At 44.2% G+C, this 14339-nt stretch carries 14 protein-coding genes; 5 read left to right on the forward strand and 9 right to left on the reverse strand.

Translation table 11 applies throughout. The features are described from left to right. Window positions 1–22: 22 nt before the first annotated feature. The 5 genes from QUA80_RS01150 to QUA80_RS01170 all read right to left on the reverse strand — a co-directional run bounded on the left by QUA80_RS01150 (window position 23) and on the right by QUA80_RS01170 (window position 3570). Entirely contained in the window at window positions 23–364 is a 342-nt protein-coding gene (locus QUA80_RS01150) for a metalloregulator ArsR/SmtB family transcription factor (RefSeq protein WP_333420583.1), read from the reverse strand. 134 nt (window positions 365–498) lie between these two features. Then, window positions 499–1614, reverse strand: coding sequence for an inorganic phosphate transporter (locus QUA80_RS01155; protein ID WP_333420585.1), 1116 nt, complete (start codon window positions 1612–1614; stop codon window positions 499–501). A 233-nt stretch (window positions 1615–1847) separates the two neighbouring features. Beyond that, window positions 1848–2102, reverse strand: a complete 255-nt coding sequence (locus QUA80_RS01160) for a hypothetical protein (RefSeq protein WP_333420587.1) — start codon at window positions 2100–2102, stop codon at window positions 1848–1850. 83 nt (window positions 2103–2185) lie between these two features. Next, the gene (locus tag QUA80_RS01165; RefSeq protein ID WP_333420589.1) at window positions 2186–2785 is read right to left on the reverse strand and encodes a hypothetical protein; all 600 of its coding nucleotides are present in this window, start codon (window positions 2783–2785) and stop codon (window positions 2186–2188) included. Between the two features lie 110 nt (window positions 2786–2895). Further along, window positions 2896–3570 (reverse strand): HEAT repeat domain-containing protein, encoded by a 675-nt coding sequence (locus QUA80_RS01170; RefSeq protein WP_333420591.1) that lies wholly within the window; start codon window positions 3568–3570, stop codon window positions 2896–2898. A 268-nt stretch (window positions 3571–3838) separates the two neighbouring features. Here QUA80_RS01170 and QUA80_RS01175 point away from each other — a divergent pair, with 268 nt between their 5' ends. Beyond that, window positions 3839–6298 carry a CBS domain-containing protein gene (locus QUA80_RS01175; protein WP_333420593.1) on the forward strand — a complete coding sequence of 820 codons (2460 nt, stop codon included), beginning with the start codon at window positions 3839–3841 and terminating at the stop codon, window positions 6296–6298. A 193-nt stretch (window positions 6299–6491) separates the two neighbouring features. Here the strand turns inward: QUA80_RS01175 and QUA80_RS01180 are convergent, their stop codons facing one another. The 3 genes from QUA80_RS01180 to QUA80_RS01190 all read right to left on the reverse strand — a co-directional run bounded on the left by QUA80_RS01180 (window position 6492) and on the right by QUA80_RS01190 (window position 11323). Then, entirely contained in the window at window positions 6492–8849 is a 2358-nt protein-coding gene (locus tag QUA80_RS01180) for a polysaccharide biosynthesis tyrosine autokinase (protein WP_333420595.1), read from the reverse strand. A 329-nt stretch (window positions 8850–9178) separates the two neighbouring features. Then, window positions 9179–9325: a hypothetical protein gene (locus QUA80_RS01185; RefSeq protein ID WP_333420597.1), complete on the reverse strand. Its 147-nt coding sequence runs from the start codon at window positions 9323–9325 to the stop codon at window positions 9179–9181. Between the two features lie 552 nt (window positions 9326–9877). Then, the gene (locus QUA80_RS01190; RefSeq protein WP_333420599.1) at window positions 9878–11323 is read right to left on the reverse strand and encodes an MFS transporter; all 1446 of its coding nucleotides are present in this window, start codon (window positions 11321–11323) and stop codon (window positions 9878–9880) included. Window positions 11324–11646: 323 nt separating this feature from the next. Between QUA80_RS01190 and QUA80_RS01195 the strand changes: the two genes are divergently transcribed. The 4 genes from QUA80_RS01195 to QUA80_RS01210 all read left to right on the forward strand — a co-directional run bounded on the left by QUA80_RS01195 (window position 11647) and on the right by QUA80_RS01210 (window position 12795). Then, window positions 11647–11832, forward strand: coding sequence for a hypothetical protein (locus QUA80_RS01195; protein WP_333420601.1), 186 nt, complete (start codon window positions 11647–11649; stop codon window positions 11830–11832). Between the two features lie 177 nt (window positions 11833–12009). Beyond that, complete coding sequence (locus QUA80_RS01200; protein WP_333420603.1) at window positions 12010–12153, forward strand: hypothetical protein; 144 nt, start codon at window positions 12010–12012, stop codon at window positions 12151–12153. 69 nt (window positions 12154–12222) lie between these two features. Further along, window positions 12223–12378 (forward strand): hypothetical protein, encoded by a 156-nt coding sequence (locus QUA80_RS01205; protein ID WP_333420605.1) that lies wholly within the window; start codon window positions 12223–12225, stop codon window positions 12376–12378. 72 nt (window positions 12379–12450) lie between these two features. Continuing rightward, window positions 12451–12795, forward strand: a complete 345-nt coding sequence (locus QUA80_RS01210) for a hypothetical protein (RefSeq protein WP_333420606.1) — start codon at window positions 12451–12453, stop codon at window positions 12793–12795. Between the two features lie 108 nt (window positions 12796–12903). Here QUA80_RS01210 and QUA80_RS01215 read toward each other — a convergent pair whose 3' ends face one another. After that, on the reverse strand, window positions 12904–13977 hold the full coding sequence (locus QUA80_RS01215; RefSeq protein WP_333420608.1) for a radical SAM protein: 1074 nt from the start codon (window positions 13975–13977) through the stop codon (window positions 12904–12906). Window positions 13978–14339 lie beyond the last annotated feature (362 nt).

The raw sequence follows: 14339 nt of genomic DNA on the forward strand, positions 1-14339 counted from the left end.
CATACTAAGAAATATTGATGGGTTAATCTGCGTCAGAACAGGGGCGCGCCGGCAGGATCTGGCTGAAGCGGCGGTATTCGGCGAGGTACTGTTCGAGCGCGACAAACTGAGCTAAATTGAGGCTGTAGTAAATCCAGCGGCCTTCTTGGCGGCTGCGGACTAAAGCTGCATCCCTCAAGGCTTTGAGGTGAAAAGAGAGTTTAGACTGATGGACAGAAAGTCGATCGCACAATTCGCAAACGCACAACTCCTGTTCCCGCAGCAACTCCAAAATCTGAAGCCGCAGGGGGTCAGAAAGAGCGTGAAAGCCAGCAGCAATCAATTTATCTGCAACAGGTGGCGCGATCGTAGAATTTTTAACCATAAATTACCCTTACAATTTTATTCAAAAACTCCCGGCGCGATTTCTTGTTTTTACCGTTCGATTTCATCAGGTTATCCTTTGATGGCCCCAAATCAACTGCGAACTCTTTCTCTTTTAGGACTAGATTAATTCTCTTACCTATGCAGCACCCAGTAAGCGCCGCCGCTGATTACCGCAGCAATTGGCAAGGTCAAAATCCATGATAGTAGAATCTGATAGAAAACGCGCACATTAGCTTTTTTTGAAATCAATCCGACACCAAATATGGAACCTACCGAAACATGGGTAGTAGAAACTGGAAGTCCATAACGACTGGCAGCAATAACTAAAAATCCCGTCACTAAGTTTGCCACCAGCCCTTGACCGGTATTCATTGCTGTCAGCTTTTTGCTCATTGTTTCGGCCACTTTTTGAGCGTTCAATAAACCGCCGAGTGCCATTCCCAACGCTACTGCTAAACTTCCCCACTGAACTGATATTGATTGACCGACTAACATGAGCGAAACAATTTTCGGAGTATCGTTCAATCCTCTGGCAAAACTGACGATTCCCGCACTAATAAAATGGCAAACGTCAACTAACTTTTGGCTGGGAATTTCTAAGAAATTTCCCTGGTATCTTTGCGTGCATTTTTCTAGAGAATCGACCGCGACATCAGCGGTTGTGATGCACTTCAGTATGTTAGTTGCATCGGGCTGGGGAATGGGAATAATCTGTTGAATTTGACCAGCGCAAATACACCATTCTTTCTCGATTCCTAAATAAACTCGCAGGTAGCGAGACAGGGCATAAATTAAAGCTGCTAATGGAATCGCAATCATGGGAGTCAGCAACAAAGGCATTAGAAAAGAGTTCTGCAAAGCTGTAAAATTAACTTCAGTAGCAATTGCTACTAAACCTGCACCGACAAGAGCACCTGTAAGACCGTGAGTTGTGGAAATAGGGAATCCAGTTAAGGTAGCAAGAATAACGGTTAAACCCGCAGCGGTCGCGACTGCCAAATGAAAATCTTGGGCATTGGCGATATAGTCGGGAACTAGCCCTTTTCCCGAAAAGCTTTTTACCAGCGTTTCTGCTAAAAAAATAGAAAAGACTGAACCTGCAAAAGTTGCGATCGTCGCCCAACCAATTGCTGTTTTATAGTTCGTCGTCTGACTGCCAAACAGTGTTGCCACGCCTTTAAAATTATCATTAGCACCATTGCAGTATGCTAAAAAAAACGTGGCGATAAATAGCCCAATAAGTAACATTATATTTTTCAGAATAAGTGTGGTTTATTTAAAACTGTTTTTGACCGGGGCCCCTACAGCACCGAATTGGATTTTATAGACACAGTTACATCTAATAAAATAATTAAAATATTAAGATTTATTTTGGAGCTAGGCGAGCGATCGCGTCTTAATTTCGCGCAACACGGGTGCGATATTGAACGATACTTTAATTAAGGCTCGGCGATCGCGGACGGTACGTTCAACCCACCGATTCACTTAGGATTTTGTACCCTTGCCGGCACATCTGTCAGTCCCGCCTTCTGCATCAGCGAAATCACCCCTATAGATAGAATTCCCCCAATAATTGCCCCAACAACTACCAGGATAATAAAGACTTTTTGCAGAGTTTTTTTAGTTGCCGGGTGGTACTGTCTCGGCAAGCCTTCACCTTGCTCGTCAACTTCTTGCTCCAAGGGGTCTAGCGGATTGGATGGATTTGAGTTAAAGGGATTGGGTGCTTGATTCATGGCTAGTTTTGGTTAAAGGATATAAAGAACTATTTTAGCTTGCGATTTGCCGTCGCAGCTTATATAATATATTCTGGTTTTACTCAATCCTCTATAAATTTTATTAATATACCGAGAATTTTACCAACATTATTAATAAAATATTCGCTGGTGTCAATCTCGATCGCAATTCCTTCTAATTTGAAAAATTTCCAAATACTCCCAGTTGTGATCACTCCATAAATTTTCTGAATGTCATTTTCTTGACGCTGGTTAAATATTTGTACTGCGATCGTTTCTGCCATGCACTGTCCTAAGCCGGATTGGATGTTGTCATTTTTGGCTTCAACCAAGGCGATAACAGGGGATTCAATGACTAGCTGTTCCGGCGATCTGCTAATTAGAAAATCGCAATAACCGCTCAAACCCCTCGCCGGGTCTACATTAAATTCTCTGCCGGACAATAAACTCATACGTTGCGGTAGCAGTTTTTTGATCTCAACTAATATTGGCGCGACAATTAGCTCGGAGCGAGCTTTCTCGGAATTAATTTCTAGTGCTAAAGGCAGATTGAATTGCAAAGTTTCTTGCAAAAAACTGCTGGGTACTATTTCGGGAATGTCGGCAAACAAGCCCATCTTGCTCGAAAAGGCGATGCCGAAAGTTGCCTTAATTTGTTCTATGCTAAATTGACTGTAGGGCATTTAACTCCCTCTCTCAAAACAATAATTTTTTCAAACATCGCAGCCGGGGCGGGTCGATCTGATTCTACTACTTAAATTACAGATTTTAGTGAACCCGCCTCTACAAATTGTTACAATTCTGCTTTTGACAGGCGATCGAGAGAAATAGTTGCCGCCTCAGATACTTGAGAATTGCTGTCTTTTTCTAAGTATTTTAAAGCCGAAACGCTCTTAACACTAGGCAAATGGCCCAAAGCTTCAGCCAGCCTCTGGCGGATCAGCCAATCTTCCGACTGAGCAAAATTGAGGATGCGATCGATCGCCCCAAGATCTTTAATTTCCCCCAAAGCCGAAATTGCCGCCTGCTGGATCACCACTTGCTCGCTGTCGAGAGCTTTTAGCAGCACGTCGCGAGCCCGGGGATCTTTGAGATTCCCCAGAGAAACAGCAGCGCTGAAGCGCACCAGCCATTCCGTATCCTCATAAAAAGCGCGCACCAAAGCGTCAAAAGCTCTGATATCTTCGAGATAGCCCAAAGCACCCGCAGCGTCAGCGCGAATGCCGTAATCGGGGTCAGTTTCTAGCAATTTGACTAGAATGGGATAACACTCTGCTGTGGGTTTGACCCCGAGAGCAAACACAGCCATCGATCGCACTTGCAAACTTTCGTCGTTCAACACCTTTTTAATCAAAGGCACCGCCTCTGCTGCAGGCACGTTCCGCAAGTTGGCCAAAGCCACCATTCGATCGGCTGAATTTTCGCTTTCTAACTTGGCGGCAATTTGCTCTAAGCTTAAAGTTGTCATTATGGATAAATCTTGTAGTAAAACTTTACATTCGGGTTATTTTGATTATAGGGGAGTCTCAGGAGAAAAGGAGGCAGTAAAAACCGCCCAAGGATTTGAGATCGGTGAGATAGCGAATTAGTGACACCATTCATCTAAAGCCGAGATTGCGTGGAAATAATAAATTAGAAAGTCTATTATTTAAATCCCAAGCACAGGCGAGGTGTTTCTGCCGTTCCCCAAGGCTTTGCCCGATCGTTAGCCGCCCTCTGACAACCTGCAATCAACTATGCCGTTTTACCACCCGCCCTTTTACTCGTCAGCCTTAGAACAAGCGATCGACCGGTATCCCCTAACTGCCGGGCCAGAAACTTCCTTAGCAGTGGCGATCGCCCTGATGAATCAGTTGCAAAACAGTTGTCCCCTAGTCAAAACACCTTTACCCTCAGACCGGGGATCGATGAACGAAGCGTCCGCGCCGGACAAGGTGAGGGCGCGCTGCGTGATCGTCGTGCAGAACCAGCAGACTATTACCGCAGGCAACTTATCCGACAACCCCAGCAGCGGGCTGTTAATCGGCATATTAACTCCCGCCGACTTAGTGAGGCTGATAGCTTCTGGCAAAATAGACAGCCAGCACAAAGTAGCCCTGCACAAAATACCAATTTCCGAAGTGATGTCCCCGGTGTCGGTCTTCCTCACAGAATCCGACGACCAAGACGTGTTCGCCGCTTTATCCTTATTTCGCCAGCACAAGATTCGCTATTTGCCGATAGTCAATCAATTGGGCCACTTGGTAGGAGTGCTGACGCGGGAAAGAATCCGTCAAGTATTGCAGCCTTCAAACATTCTCAAACTGCGGCGGGTAGCTGAATTGATGACTGCGCCAATTACAGCGCCCCACACCGCTTCGCTCAAAAGAATAACCGAACTGATGTCAGAGCATCAAGTCAGTTGCCTGGTCATTACAAAAAACAAAGAATTAACAATGGAGAAGCCCAAAGATGACTATACCTCCATTTTTCACTATTCCTTTCACAAACCCTTGGGAATTATTACCGAATACGACATCGTGCAGGCACAGTTTCTCGAACTAAATTTCGACCAAACCCCAGCTCAAAAAGTCATGAGAACTCCCCTGCAATGTCTTCAACCTTCCGATTCTCTGTGGACGGCGCACAAACAAATGCAGCAGGAACAAGTGCACCGGTTGGTCGTGTGCGGGGGGCGCGGAGAACTGTTGGGAATTATTACTCAAACCAGCTTGCTCAGAGTCCTCGACCCGACAGAAATGTACCGAGTTGTCAAACAGTTGCAGCAGTCGGTTTATCAACTGCAAGCCGAAAAAGTGGAACTGCTGCAAAGCCGCAACGCCAAACTGGAAGAGCAGGTGCGGGAACGGACAGCCAAACTCCACGAACAATTGCAGCGCGATCGGCTGTTAACTCACATTTCCTTGCGGATTCACCAATCCTTAAACCTAGAAGAAATTCTCCACGCCAGCGTCGATGAAGTGCGCCAAGTTTTGCAAGCTGACCGAGTAGCAATCCTGCATTTAGAGTCGTGCAATTCCGGAATTGTAGTCGCAGAATCCGTTGCCGAAAATTGGTCTTCTATCTTGGGAGAAATCCTGCCTGATAATATTTGGCAAGAATCAGCTTCGGCGATCGAACAGGAAATTTATGCCGTCCCCGACATCGACCAAGCCTGTTTGAGCGCCGAAAAATATGCGCGGTTCCAGCAAGCACAAATCAAAGCTTATTTGATTGTACCAATTTTGCAAGACGGCAATTTGTGGGGGATGATGTGTGTCCATCAGTGTTCCCAATCCCGTCAGTGGCAGCCTTCGGAAGTAGATTTGCTCCTGCAACTGGCAACTCAAATCGCGATCGCCATTCAGCAAGCCCAACTCTATCAGCAAGTCCAAAACCTCAACACCGACCTCGAACGCCAAGTCCAAGAACGCACCGCCGAATTGCAGCAAAAAGTTCACGAACTCCAGCATTTAAACGTCCTCAAAGATGAATTTCTCAGCACAGTTTCTCACGAACTGCGGACGCCTTTAGCTAATATGAAAATGGCCATTCATATGCTGAAAATTTCTCCCACACCAGAGCGGCGTCAGATTTATTTAGAAATTTTAGAAACAGAATGTACTAGAGAAACAGATTTAATTAATGCTTTGCTCGATTTGCAGCGGCTCGAAACAGCAACTTGTCCGATCGATTTGGAACCAGTAAACTTAGAAGTCTGGCTGCCTACTATTATCGACCCGTTTTACACCCGCGCCCACAACCGTCACCAGCATTTGCGAGTAGAGTGCTCGCGCCACCTCCCCACGATCAGTTCCAACCGCGCTAGTTTGGGACGAATTTTTGCAGAACTCCTCAACAATGCCTGCAAATATACTGCCAACGACGGCGAAATCTCTCTGAAAGTTGAGTGCAAAAAAGGAGTCGGGGAAGAGGGAGGACAAGGGCAAAATTCGCAACAAGCAAGTGATGTCCCTGCCGAAATCGAATTTACACTCAGCAATCAATCGTCCATTTCGATACAGGAATTACCTCGAATTTTTGAGAAATTTTATCGCGTTCCCAACGCCGACCCCTGGAAACAAGGAGGTACAGGTTTGGGTTTAGCTTTAGTTCAAAAACTTGTCGAACAGTTGCAGGGAAAAATTGAGGTTGAAAGCAGCAATGGCTGGACTAATTTTATTGTCACATTTCCTACCAAGCCGGAGGGAAATTAGTCCGCCGTCTGTTGATTTTTGATTTTTGATTTTTGATTTTTGATTTCGGCGCGAGCGCTAGAGGAGAACGATTTTAGATTTACTTGCAGCGCAGTGAATCAGGAGCTTGAACAAGAGTCTAAAATTTTGGGATCTCCACGACAGGAGTACGTGGCACGGTATCCATTTTGGGGTGGAGTCATCTTTTTTGCTCTCACTCTTTTTTGGGAGCTAGTTTGCGGATGCCAGACGCTGCTGGTGAAAAGTTCAAATATTCATTTTTCTCTTCAACAACTGAGGATTTAGGTGCTTGATACTTCTTGCCTTTGGTGGCATGATTAGCAACTGTGCCCAAGCACGGTATGCCAAAATTTTCTAATTGACTGACAACTTTTTTGACTACAGAAAACTTGACCTGGCGAATTGCTACAACCAGCAGTATTCCATCTGTGCGCGCTGCTAAAAAATTCGTATCTTTACTGTCCACCAGCGGCGGCGTATCGTAGATAACTAAGTCAAATGTTGCCTGAAGTTCTTCCATTAAATACTGCATCTGAGATGACGCCAGCCGTCTGGCTGTACCGGCATGAGGGAGACCGGCAGTTAATACAAAAAGATTATCTGCTAGATGCGATCGCTGGATAACTTCATCGGGTTCGCTTTGATTGTCGAGCAAGTTGCTCAATCCCTTGACATTAGGCAGTTCCAACAGCAAGTGCAGGCTGGGAGAATGCAAATTCGCGTCTACTAACAGCACTCGCTGACCCGCCAGCGCTGCCACGTGAGCTAAGTTTAAAGCAACGGTAGATTTGCCTTCGCCAACTGTAGCCGAACCAATTGCCAAAGAGCTAATTGTTCGATTTGAAGAAAGAAAGCGGATATTAGTATAAAGAGAGTCAAAAGCTTCTATAAATTCCGAAGCAATTTTCTTATTACCCTCTTTTCCTTCAAGATAAGCATAGGAATTAGCAATAGAAGGCGGAAATTTTTTAGCATTTTTGTCCAGAGGAATTGCTCCCAATAAAGGCGCTTCGATCGCATCTTTAACGTCATCTGCACAGTAGAAAATATTGCGAATTTTTTCAATGAGGATAGCCATTCCCAGACCCAACACTAGCCCCCCAACAACTCCCATCATCAATTTGTTTTTATTTTTTGATGCAACTGGAATCAATTTGCCTTTAGGATCTCGCGGTATCCGGGGTTCAGAAATTATTTCCCAAGGTACTTGGCTTTGAGCTGCTTGGATGCGGAGAGTTTCCCGCTGACTTAAAAGTTGATCGCGGGTGCGGGAGGCTATTTCTAATTGCTGTTGCAGTTCGTTGTAGCGGCGGGCTATGCTGGGAAATTCTCTTGCTTGGCGGTTCAAATCATTTTTAGTTTGGGCGATTGCCTGACTGCGAGCTTCTAAGACTTGAACTTGGTTGGCAGTATCAACCAATTGTTTAATCAAGCCTATGCGAATCGAATTTTGAAAATTCTGAACTTTAGGATTGGCTGCCGTGCCTGCTAAATTTTCCCCCAAAATTCGATCGGTTTGCTGGTTGAGCAAAGCTACTAAATTTGCCCGCTTGCGCTCTAAAGCTTCCACTATAGGGTTAGCAGATTTAAAACGAGCTGTTTCTACAGCAATCTGACCTTCTACTTCCTTAACCTTGGTCAGCAAATCTTTATATTGAGGTTCTTCGCTTAAAGCTGAAGCAGCAATAGCTTCATTTGGTGTAAAATCTAATTGTTTTTGCAAGTTTGCGTACAGCGTTTTCTGTTCCTGCAGCAGCCTTTGAGTTTCTAACTCTAAAGTTTCTACGGTGCGAACTTGCTGGAGCAATTGCCCGCCTTGTTCTTTAGGATCGCTAATCTGTTGCTGCTGCTGTATAACCTGTAACTCCGACTTCAGATCGTTGACGCGCTTGTTGAGTCCCGGAAGCTGGTCTTCAATAAACTTAACACCTTCACCAATGCGAGTCTTGCGTTCGTCAAGGCTGTATTTTAAATATTTCTTTTTAGTTTCTTGTAAAACAAACTCAACTAATTTAGGGTCAGTCCCCATGAAGCGAACTTCCAAAATTTTAGTAATCGTCATCTCATCTTGTCCGATCCGCAAAACGAGCAATCCTTTTTGAAGAAGTTCCTCGGTAAATTCTGGATATCGTTTTTGAACTTGTTTAACAATAGCCGAAAGCATCTGAGGACTCTGGAGAATTTGAAGTTGAGTTGCGTAGTCCAAACTAAAAAATTCTCGACTAGGCACTGCCCCCCCCTCGCCGCGATTGGCTAGGGCAGCGGGGTCAGCAATTCTTGCCTCCGTTGTCACGGGTTCCACTAGCATCCGAAAATCGCCTTGATATGTTTGCTTGCCTCCCTTGATCTGATAAGTAACTCCAGCGCCTGCTAAACCTATAATCCCAATAATGATTAGGGCTTTTCGCTGAAAAGTCCTCAACAACGGCTTTAGATTCAATCCTTTCTGAGGCTGCGCGCTTAATTCTTCTCCCTCGTCAACGGAAAACTGTTGCACCTGTCTGCTCTGGCTGCTAATGGGTACGATATGAGCGTCCTGTTCTCTTTCCATGTTGACCTCTTTGAGATTTTGTTGGTAAAATCAGCTCAGTTGTGCGGACTTTTTGGTTGATACTTTCACCATTGACTTAAGGATATCACAGGAAATTCTTGGTTGGTCGGTTCCACTTCCTTCTAATAGTTCTCACAACTTTCACCTAGTATACAAAAATAACTAAATCACTATGTTATGTCGGCTGCAATTTTTTTTTACTAACTGAAGAGAGAGTTGTATCCGACTGCATTTCTGTCTGCTGTGTTGTGCTTGTATTTAGGGTCTCAGGCGGACTCTAGCAACTTTTTCGGGTGTGGCTGAGCTTCGTCCCAAGTCGTTCAATAACTTTACCAAAATTTTACAATTTGCCGTAACACCTCAGCCGCCGCTTGCGGTGGTATTGCTTTGTAATTTATGCCATTTTTCTGTTCGCGGTCAACGGCAGCGGCACTTGTTAACTTACCCGCTAACCGAGCGGCTAAAAAGTTTTGCATTTTCCATTTAGGTAGATATAATTAGCAGAATTCAGTAGATATTTGGAACTGCAACTAATCGAATCAATTTCTGATAAAAATCTGTCTCTTCTTTTAATTATAAACTTTTTAACGAGCTGGATGGCTGCTTAAGTCTATAGACTTACTCATCGCCGCGACTCTATCACAAACTACTCTCAACACTGTTCTACAGACATAAAAATTAATAATTTGTGTTGTCAAACTCGATCGACACCTCGAACAACTCAAGCCTTGTGGGTTTTTATACCGGGGCGGATGGCGCTGCGCAATGTTATGTTTTTTTGTAGAAAAACGCGGTTTCTGGGTTACTGGACTTATTACTAAAACTATCGCTTTGATTCGCCCTCCGAGCCAGTTATAGCAATCTTTCGGTAAGCGCGCAACGGGCTTTTATGGGAATTAACCGATGCAATAATAAGATGACACATTGTCCCAGAAAAAAAATAGTTCGCACAGGATTAGAGGATTGCTATCGATCTCGCTCGGATTAGCTATCGGTAGTTGTTTTTTGGGGATTTTACTAATTACCAACTACTCCTTATTAGCGCTTACTGCTTGTGCTTTTCTTTCTCGAAGTTTCAACAATATTTCTGCATGAACTTCGCGGGTTATGGGATAAAAATATGTGAGAATCATGCCAGCAATTAAAGCAAGTGTGGGCAGCGGTCCGATCGCAACTCGAATCGCAAACAGTGCAGACTCTGGCTGTACGGGTGCAGGCTGTCCCGGAACTGTAGATAGAAATCCAGCTCCTTCTAATGCTTGGCCTACCAACCACAAACCCACTGCCAATCCGATTTTTTGCAGCAGTACCATAAACGAATAGAAAACGCCTTCGCGTCTTTCTCCTGTTTGCAGTTCGTCGAGTTCGATCACATCCGGTATCATCGACCAAGGTATTAGATAAGCAGTGGAAACTCCGACACCTGCCATGACTGCTAATAAGTACATCTGCAATACTTGTCCTGGTTGCAGGAAAAACAGTCCGGCTTGGGCGATAATCCACAAACTCATGCCCATAAAATATACGGCTTTTTTGCCGTATCTCTCGCTGACTTTACTCCAAATAAATAGCATGATTAATGCAGTGCCTTGAACTGCGATCGCCACCAAGCTAAAAACGTACTGTGGCTGTTGCATCCAGTTAACAACAAAGTAGGGAATAATAGTAGCAGTCAACTGCACTCCCAGCCAAGAAAAAAGATAAATTCCAATTACGTACAAAAAAGGGCGATTGCTAAATGCAATCTGCAACTGTTCTTTCAGCGGCAAGGAAGTAGAATTATCTAGTTCTGCGTTTTCTAATAGTTGTGCTGCGACGTGCTTGCGAGTTCCCAAAACGCACCAGTACAAAGGCAAGACAGAGATAACTGCACTGATTGCACCTAATACTAAATATTGTTGATTTGGGTCTTTTTCAAATACACGAAAGATAATTAGAGCTAAGATTAATGAAAAGATGCTGCCGCCAATGGAGAAAGCAAACCGAAAACTATTAAGGCTAGTGCGTTCGTTGTAGTCTTGAGTAAGTTCTGGAGTCAGGGCAGTGTAGGGAAGATTGACAGCCGTGTAGGCGGTGTTGAACAAAATGCCGATCGCAACATAGTACCAAAATAACACTGTGCGATCCGTGCTAGGTACAATCCACTGCAACAAGAAGAATATGCCGAAGGGAATGCCACCATATATTATCCAAGGATATCGCCGACCCCAAGGGTGAGAAGTGCGATCGCTCAAAACCCCCACAATCGGGTCGTTTATGGCATCCCAAACCTTGCCAACTACCAAAATATTGCTGGCTAAGCCAGCAGGTAAACCAGCGACATTGGTAAAGAAAACTAGCAGGTAAAATGCCAACACATTCGCGGTAATTGCCGGGCCGAGGTCGCCGGCACCGTAAGCTAATTTTGTCGAGAAACTGAGTTTTTGTGTTGCGGGATTGTGGGCGGCTGGTTGAGGCGGGCAAGTGTTGCTCATAAACTTTGATTTCGAGATTTTTTGGCAGTCACAGTCTTTCCAGTAGGAGTATAACTCACGCTACGCCCTAATACTAAGTTTTTTGTAGCGATCGGGATTATTCTGAAGAATTGGTAATTGATAATTGGGAATTGGGAATCGATAGATTTGTAGATACTGTCAGGACTTGTTTCATTACCAGATTGTATAACGTATTGAATAAATTCTGTTGTGTTGATAGATAATGTGTTGAACGGGTACGCCTCACGCGCATTCCTCCCGTCACTCAACGGAGTACCGTTAGATTGCGGGACTCCTGCTGTTTTAGTTGAAACTGAGTAACAATGGCCAGGGCAATCAGAATCAAATATTGCGATCGTTGTTCCCAATCTGGCCCGACTCTCTACCGCGCCCGGTATGACGAGTCGGGGCAGTGGTTGTTTTTGTGTCTTAAATGTTGGGAATCGGTAAGTCAAAACAATCCTTTTTACTTCTACGGCGGCACTTGGAAAGCCACCAAGAAAAAATAACAATTACTAACTCCCTACCCCGATTAATGGCAGGGACACGGGACACTCGCGGTGTCCTCTACATCATTCCGATGCTACCGGAAACGATATCAGATGGTAAAATTTTGAATCTTCAGCCAAGAAATCCAAAGTTGCTTGTTGCCAAAGGCAATTCAAGCGTCCCTGGGACAAACGTTATTGTTATATCCAGAACCAAAAGTTGATGATACTTACCCGAAGCTAGCTGACGAATATGTTAAAGCTTTTGTACAGGATAAACAGCAAGCATCAGTAGACTGTCGCGCCGAAGCAAAGTTATTCGGTAGTCCGATTTGTGAGTAGGACTGCCGAGAAGATAATGCGGGTCAGCGGTGTCACATTCTACTAGAGTTGCCAGAGAATTCCCAAACTTTGAAATTCGCAACGCTGGCGTTTAACTCTTGCTTGATGAATCTGCTGTGTTCTCGCGTTAAAATGGTATTTGTGTATCGAGAAGCTAGGAAAAAGTATCGCCAAGCACAGCCAATAGTCAGCGAGTTAGAAAAGAATCTTCCCGAATTCAGTTGAATAGAAAGCGAACAAGATAGAGAAGTTAAGTTGCTGAAGTTAAAACAATTGCTGGCTGAAGTCCGAACCAAAATGTTTGATTGTGATCGGCAAGTGGAGTATTTGCAAGAAGACAGAAATACCATTAATACTAATGCTGAAAATTATGGTTATGGCTTGACAATAATTATAATTTTGTGCATTCCAGGCGACAATCGGGATTTTTTGCAGAGGTTTCAGGATTGGGCTGAAAATAATTATCAGCGGCAAATTGAAATAGATTTAAACTACTTGATTGCTAGTCAAGATTTGTTCCAGCAGTCGATATCTGCTGTAGGGGGGGATGGTGGAAATCTACCAGGTGGAATCGGAACGGGAACAAGAAGAAGGGGAAAAAAGCGCGATCGCCAACCAGAGAATATCATCTTTTTTGTCTGAAGTGCGATCGGCTGCGGAGCGAATTTTTTCCACGTATCAAACAAAAAACCGGGTTTTCGATCGAACCCGGCTACCATTCACACAAGCACTATTCACACGGATCAAACCTCAATTCTTTAATAACTTCATCCCCATTTTCACCTTGTCCAAAATCGTCTTTTGCGAGACACAAGTAATCAGACAAAGCTTGCCACAATTCAAAGTATCGCGGCGGACTTCCTGAGCTTTTTCGCCGTACCAAATCTCGCGGGCGCTGGCGTTTTTCACATTGCCAATCACCGGAAACTCATCGCACAATTTCACATCGCCGCGCGTATCAATCCAGTAATTGCGCAGTCCAACGCGACAAGGACGAGTTGAATCAGGAGCTTTTTCTTCCGCAAAGTGAGGAATCATCAATCGCAACACTTCATCGCTGTTCATAATTGGAGCACCGTGGTTCTTCATTTCAATTAGGCGCTCGATTACTTGTGAAAATTCCTCAATGTCTTCTTTTTCAATCCACAATTCCTCGTATGTTTCTGGCGTCCAGCGGTTGACCGGTTGGAAGTTCACCGTCGTCGCCCCAATTCCCTGAGCCCAGGTGACTATTTCGGGGAGGTGGCGGAAATTGAGTCGGTTCATCGTCGGTTTGACGTTGATCGGAAACAGGACGTTCTGTTTTTCTTGTTCTTCGCGCAGATAACCGATTCCTTTAGAAAGCCGATCGAATAATCCCGGTTGACCCCGCAAATAATCGTGCAGTTCTGCATTCGGCCCGTCAACGGATATATTCACATTAAAAGGACGCGCCGCCACAGTTTTCGCCGCATTTTCCCTGGTCATGCAATAGCCGTTTGTGGTGACGCCTGCGTGAATGCCATTTTTATTCGCAAAGGCCAGTAAGTCTAGAAAACCTTTCTTAATATAAGGTTCGCCACCGCTAAAGTTGATGGAAAATTCGCCCACAAATTCTTTGATGCTTAAGAGAGCATTTTGCCATTCTTCGATCGTCATTTCGTCTTTATATTCTTTGAGCCGCCAATACTCGCACTGGCGACATTTAACGTTGCAATGCTCGTTGACGATTCCGTAAAAAGTGACTGGGTTGGTCATGTCGTATCCTGTATTGATACGGAGCGATTCGGCTACTGCACTCTTGGTGTGCTTGACGCCCAGTCTCGATAATGTTAAAGCATCCATTTTTTTTTCCTTACGTGTTGTTATTTAAGTCAATTTCTCGAACCTTCTTTTGTACGTATGATTGCGGATTGCTGATTGCGTATTCCTTTTAAGTACGTATGCACCATCCTAAGAGTTCGGTTTGGGTATGGCTAGATGTTTTTCAAACATTTATAATGTTAATGTATGTAACATATTAGTATTGCTAATCAATTAAGTTTTTTTTTTATGGAAACATGAATCATGCTTTAATGCGTGACAAATAATAGCGGATTGAGATCGATTTAAGTCAATAAATTGTAGTTTTTATTTAACTTTATTTAAATAACTTAATAATTAACCTAAGTAAAAATATTTATGTAAGCTGTCTCAATAACTTAAAG

The organism is Microcoleus sp. F4-D5, from assembly GCF_036704885.1.
Classification (GTDB): Bacteria; Cyanobacteriota; Cyanobacteriia; order Cyanobacteriales; family Microcoleaceae; genus Microcoleus.

Bases quoted from the DNA above. Each gene is read 5' to 3' on its own strand.
- QUA80_RS01150 (WP_333420583.1), bottom strand. From the start codon at position 364: ATGGTTAAAAATTCTACGATCGCGCCACCTGTTGCAGATAAATTGATT.
- QUA80_RS01155 (WP_333420585.1), bottom strand. From the start codon at position 1,614: ATGTTACTTATTGGGCTATTTATCGCCACGTTTTTTTTAGCATACTGC.
- QUA80_RS01160 (WP_333420587.1), bottom strand. From the start codon at position 2,102: ATGAATCAAGCACCCAATCCCTTTAACTCAAATCCATCCAATCCGCTA.
- QUA80_RS01165 (WP_333420589.1), bottom strand. From the start codon at position 2,785: ATGCCCTACAGTCAATTTAGCATAGAACAAATTAAGGCAACTTTCGGC.
- QUA80_RS01170 (WP_333420591.1), bottom strand. From the start codon at position 3,570: ATGACAACTTTAAGCTTAGAGCAAATTGCCGCCAAGTTAGAAAGCGAA.
- QUA80_RS01175 (WP_333420593.1), top strand. From the start codon at position 3,839: ATGCCGTTTTACCACCCGCCCTTTTACTCGTCAGCCTTAGAACAAGCG.
- QUA80_RS01180 (WP_333420595.1), bottom strand. From the start codon at position 8,849: ATGGAAAGAGAACAGGACGCTCATATCGTACCCATTAGCAGCCAGAGC.
- QUA80_RS01185 (WP_333420597.1), bottom strand. From the start codon at position 9,325: ATGCAAAACTTTTTAGCCGCTCGGTTAGCGGGTAAGTTAACAAGTGCC.
- QUA80_RS01190 (WP_333420599.1), bottom strand. From the start codon at position 11,323: ATGAGCAACACTTGCCCGCCTCAACCAGCCGCCCACAATCCCGCAACA.
- QUA80_RS01195 (WP_333420601.1), top strand. From the start codon at position 11,647: ATGGCCAGGGCAATCAGAATCAAATATTGCGATCGTTGTTCCCAATCT.
- QUA80_RS01210 (WP_333420606.1), top strand. From the start codon at position 12,451: ATGTTTGATTGTGATCGGCAAGTGGAGTATTTGCAAGAAGACAGAAAT.
- QUA80_RS01215 (WP_333420608.1), bottom strand. From the start codon at position 13,977: ATGGATGCTTTAACATTATCGAGACTGGGCGTCAAGCACACCAAGAGT.